Genomic DNA, 4,452 nt, shown 5'->3' with positions numbered 1-4,452 from the left:
ATTTTATCGTCATATTTTTTAGGTCTTCCTCTCTTTTTTTCTTTTTCAGTTATTATATTATGTAGTTCATTTAAATATTTAGATGCTATTTTTAAAATTTTATGCTTAGAAACTTTTCTTTTCATCTTCATAACCTCTAACTTTTACCAGTTTTTTAACATTGGTAAACAATGATTAGATAATATGTTAACCAACTGATTGTCTGTCAAGTGTTAGCGAATTTTTAAACACTCTCCCCCAAAAGTTGCAAAAATTAAAAAATTAATATATAATTATATTCTCATATCCCTCCCTCCCCCTCCCTCCCCCTAATTTGGAGCCTCACAATGAGGCTTCCCTTTTTAAAATTTAATATCCGGAAAATTATATGTTAAAATTAATTATATCTATTCATAAACAAAAAAGGGGGTCTATAATGAAAGGTTTTTGGATGCCTGTTCTGCATTCCCATCTTCCTTTTGTAAAACATCCGGAGTATGATTATTTCTTAGAAGAGCATTGGTTATTTGAAGCTATTGTAGAAGTCTATATTCCACTGCTTATGAAATTTAAACAGCTTGAAGAAGAAGATATATATTTTAGATTGACTACTTCAATAACACCACCACTTGCAGAGATGCTTTCTGATAATCTTTTGATGGAAAAATTTAAAAAATATCTTGACAAAATGATTATTCTTACAGAAAAAGAGATATCAAGAACAAAAGATGATATTCAGTTTAATAAATTGGCAAAGTTTTATAACGAAAGATTTTTAAAAATAAAAGATTTTTTCTATGGCTTTTTAGAACAGAATGTTTTGAATGGATATAGATATTTCAGAGAAAAAGGTTATATTGAAATTATTACCTGTAATGCTACCCATGGTTTTTTACCTTTATTATCTATAAATCAAAATGCAGTAGAAGCTCAAATAAAGATAGCTGTCAAAAATTATCAAAAATATTTTGGAGAAAAACCAAAAGGTATATGGCTTGCAGAATGTGCTTATTACGATGGATTAGATAAAATATTAAAAAAATATGACATAGAGTATTTCTTTTTAGATTCACACGGGATTATATATGGAAAACCGGCACCTATATATGGTGTATTTGCTCCTATCTATACAAAAGAAGGTATAGCAGCTTTTGGAAGAGACCCAGAATCTTCAAAACAGGTCTGGAGTTCAAAAGAAGGTTATCCGGGAGATTTTAATTATAGAGATTTTTACAGGGATATAGGATTTGACCTTGATTTTGATTATATAAAAGATTTTATATCTCCTGATGGACACAGAGTATACACCGGAATTAAATATTATAAAATAACCGGAAATGTTGACCTTGGAGAGAAAGAGCCATATATACCGGAAAATGCCTATCTAAAAGCAGAAGAACATGCTTTGCATTTTCATTTTTCAAGGGAAAAACAGATAGAATATTTATCTAAATTTATGGATAGAAAGCCATTGATAGTTTCACCTTATGATGCAGAACTTTTTGGGCATTGGTGGTTTGAAGGACCTGAATTTTTATATCATCTGTTTAAAGCATTAGATAAATTTAAACAGATAAAACCTATAACTCCTTCTGAATATCTTGAAATTTATAAAGAAAATCAGATTGTTAGACCATCTCCATCTTCATGGGGAGATAAAGGATATTTTGAAGTTTGGTTAAATGAAGGAAATGATTGGATATACAAACATCTTCATTATATGGCAGATAGAATGTTAAAACTCAAAGAGATTTATAAAGATGAAACAGATAACATAAAAATAAGAGTTTTAAATCAGATGCTTAGAGAATTATTGCTTGCTCAAAGTAGTGATTGGGCATTTTTAATAACGACAAAAACAGCTAAGGAATATGCTACAAAAAGAACAAAAGAACATATTCATAATTTTTTGACCCTTGATAATATGTTATCTTCTTCAAATTTTGATATAGATATTATAAAATGGTTAGAACATAAAAACTCTATTTTTCCGGATTTAAATTATAAAACAGATTTTTGAGAGGTAATATGATAAAAGAAATTCAAGAATGCTTAGAACTTCAAGATAAATTAAATAAACGAATAAATGAAAACTGGAGAGAGATAAGAAAATCGGAAGATTTTTATAGGGCTATATGGCTTGAATCTGCCGAAGCAGTAGAAAGTCTTCCCTGGAAATGGTGGAAAAAAGTAGAACCAAACTGGGATAATGTTAATATAGAGATAGTTGATATATGGCATTTTATATTATCATTGGTTTTAAAAGAAAATGTAGAAGTGGATAATTTTTATAAAGGCTTAAATGAAGATTTTAAAGACAGCAATATTGACGGATATTTAGCAAATAAATATTTTGAACTTAAATATACTGAAAATCTTGATAAAAGTCATCTTATCATATTTTTATTTGAAAGGGTTGCAGAGTATGCATTGAGAGAAGATATAAAATCTGTTCTATTTTGGTTTGGAGTTTTAGTTAAAAATAGCATAACCTTTGAAAAACTTTTTAATTTATATATTGGAAAAAATCTTTTAAACCATCTAAGACAAGAACTTGGATATAAAGATGGAAGTTATAAAAAAGTGATTAATGGTATGGAAGATAATGAGTATCTGATGAAATTACTTGAAGAAACAAAAGATATAAGATTAGTAGAAGAAAAGCTCCGGAAGATTTTAAAGGAGGAGTAAAATGGAAAGCGTAGGTTTTATTTATCAGTTATTTTGGCTTTTATTTATCTTTATGTTTTTATTTCCTTTAATACAGGCTCAGACTCTACAATGGGCAAGGGAGAGGATTATAAAATCTATAGAAGCAAAAAACAACTCAAGGGTAATAACATTAATACATAGGCAAGAAAGTAGGTCTTTATTTGGATTTTTCTTTATGAGAATGATAACAATAGAAGATTCTGAAGCTGTGCTTAGAGCTATAAGACTTACACCTTCTAATATGCCTATTGATTTTATAATACATACTCCCGGTGGACTTGCTCTTGCTGCTACACAAATTGCAAATGCTTTAGCAGAACATAAAGCAAAGGTTAGAGTTATAGTGCCTCACTATGCAATGTCAGGAGGAACACTTATAGCATTGGCAGCAGATGAGATAGTTATGGATCATTTTGCTGTTTTAGGCCCTGTTGACCCACAACTTGGTCAAGAGCCGGCTGCATCTATAGTAAAAATAGAACAATTAAAAGAGCCAAAGGATATAGATGACCAAACATTGGTAAAAATAGATATGAGTAAAAAAGCATTAAAACAGATGCATGATACGGTAAAACATATTTTAATGAAAAAAGGATTTTCTGAAGAAAAAGCTGATTTTATAGCAACAGAATTATCTCAGGGAAAATGGACTCATGACTATCCTTTAACAGTTAATTATTTGAAAGAACTTGGTTTAAATATATCTACAGATATGCCGGAAGAAGTTTATGCTTTAATGGATTTATATCCTCAACCTTCAGGTATTCCATCTGTTCAATATATACCTCAACCTTATAGTAAGGAATTTAAAAGATGAAAAAATTAAGAACTATATTTATAACTGGATTATTTGTTTTAATACCTATTGTAGTAACATTTTGGATAATAAAAACAGTTTTATCTTCTGTAAATAATTTAATACTTCCATATTTAAGGGAAGCAGGTTTGCCTATTCCGGATATTCCGGGTATAGGTATTATTATAACTATTTTAGTTATTTTAATTCTTGGATTACTTGGTCAAAATTACGCCGGTAAAAAATTGCTTGATTTGTGGGATAGTTTTATCGGAAAAATACCTGTTGTAAGGTCTATCTATTCTGCTACAAAACAAACAATGGAAACTTTATTTGCAAAAAAAGAAAGCTTTTCTAAAACTGTTTTAGTTCAATTCCCAAGAGAAGGCAATTTTGCCATAGGATTTATATCTAATGAACTAAAAATATGTAATATTGATTATTATATAGTATTTATACCATTTGGAATAAACCCTACCGGTGGGCATCTAATTATAGTAAAAAAAGAGGATGTTATACTCACAGATTTGAGTGTTGATGAAGCTATGAGAACAATTATATCTGGTGGTTTGGCAGTTAAAAAACAAATCAAATTAATTAAAGAATATAAAGAAATGGGCTAACAACAGCACCTTGATTTTTTAATTATATTTATTCTACAATTATTAATATGAGAAAATTATTAAGAATTAGTTAAGCATCAAAAATAAGGTTTAATTAAAATGAGTAGCATAATCCTATCATACAGCCTAACCCTACCACAAAGCATATATCCATATTTAGATTATCTAATCTCTATAAACAAAAGAAAGATTAATAACTGGATAAATAACCTATGGAACAATGAAACATTAAATAAATTAAAACAAGCAGGAAAAGCATTAACCATCCTCAAAAAAGATATAAAAAATGAAGAAAAATGGATACCATCAAGAGTATATAGAAATTCTTTAGAACTAACAGGA

General features: G+C 28.7%; 4 protein-coding genes and 1 pseudogene. All 5 read left to right on the top strand.

Annotated elements, in window-relative coordinates:
* The first annotated feature begins 415 nt into the window (after nt 1-415).
* Nucleotides 416-1,999 carry a glycoside hydrolase family 57 protein gene (locus QOR43_RS08500; RefSeq protein WP_265135066.1) on the top strand — a complete coding sequence of 528 codons (1,584 nt, stop codon included), beginning with the start codon at nt 416-418 and terminating at the stop codon, nt 1,997-1,999.
* Nucleotides 2,000-2,007: 8 nt separating this feature from the next.
* On the top strand, nt 2,008-2,670 hold the full coding sequence (locus QOR43_RS08495; RefSeq protein WP_265135067.1) for a dUTP diphosphatase: 663 nt from the start codon (nt 2,008-2,010) through the stop codon (nt 2,668-2,670).
* Nucleotide 2,671: 1 nt separating this feature from the next.
* On the top strand, nt 2,672-3,508 hold the full coding sequence (locus QOR43_RS08490; protein ID WP_265135068.1) for an SDH family Clp fold serine proteinase: 837 nt from the start codon (nt 2,672-2,674) through the stop codon (nt 3,506-3,508).
* On the top strand, nt 3,505-4,110 hold the full coding sequence (locus QOR43_RS08485) for a DUF502 domain-containing protein (RefSeq protein ID WP_265135069.1): 606 nt from the start codon (nt 3,505-3,507) through the stop codon (nt 4,108-4,110). The genes QOR43_RS08490 and QOR43_RS08485 overlap by 4 nt, the downstream gene beginning before the upstream one ends.
* Nucleotides 4,111-4,209: 99 nt before the next feature.
* A pseudogene (locus QOR43_RS08480) lies at nt 4,210-4,452 on the top strand (RNA-guided endonuclease TnpB family protein); the annotation flags it as partial.

The sequence above is a fragment of the Venenivibrio stagnispumantis genome (genome assembly GCF_900182795.1).
Lineage (GTDB): Bacteria > Aquificota > Aquificia > Aquificales > Hydrogenothermaceae > Venenivibrio > Venenivibrio stagnispumantis.
The sequence above is the reverse complement of the archived record's forward strand: the minus strand, read 5'-3'. Positions and strand labels throughout refer to the sequence as shown.

What these genes read in the sequence shown, in the direction of transcription:
- QOR43_RS08500 (WP_265135066.1), top strand. Translation starts at nt 416, where the DNA reads ATGAAAGGTTTTTGGATGCCTGTTCTGCATTCCCATCTTCCTTTTGTA.
- QOR43_RS08495 (WP_265135067.1), top strand. Translation starts at nt 2,008, where the DNA reads ATGATAAAAGAAATTCAAGAATGCTTAGAACTTCAAGATAAATTAAAT.
- QOR43_RS08490 (WP_265135068.1), top strand. Translation starts at nt 2,672, where the DNA reads ATGGAAAGCGTAGGTTTTATTTATCAGTTATTTTGGCTTTTATTTATC.
- QOR43_RS08485 (WP_265135069.1), top strand. Translation starts at nt 3,505, where the DNA reads ATGAAAAAATTAAGAACTATATTTATAACTGGATTATTTGTTTTAATA.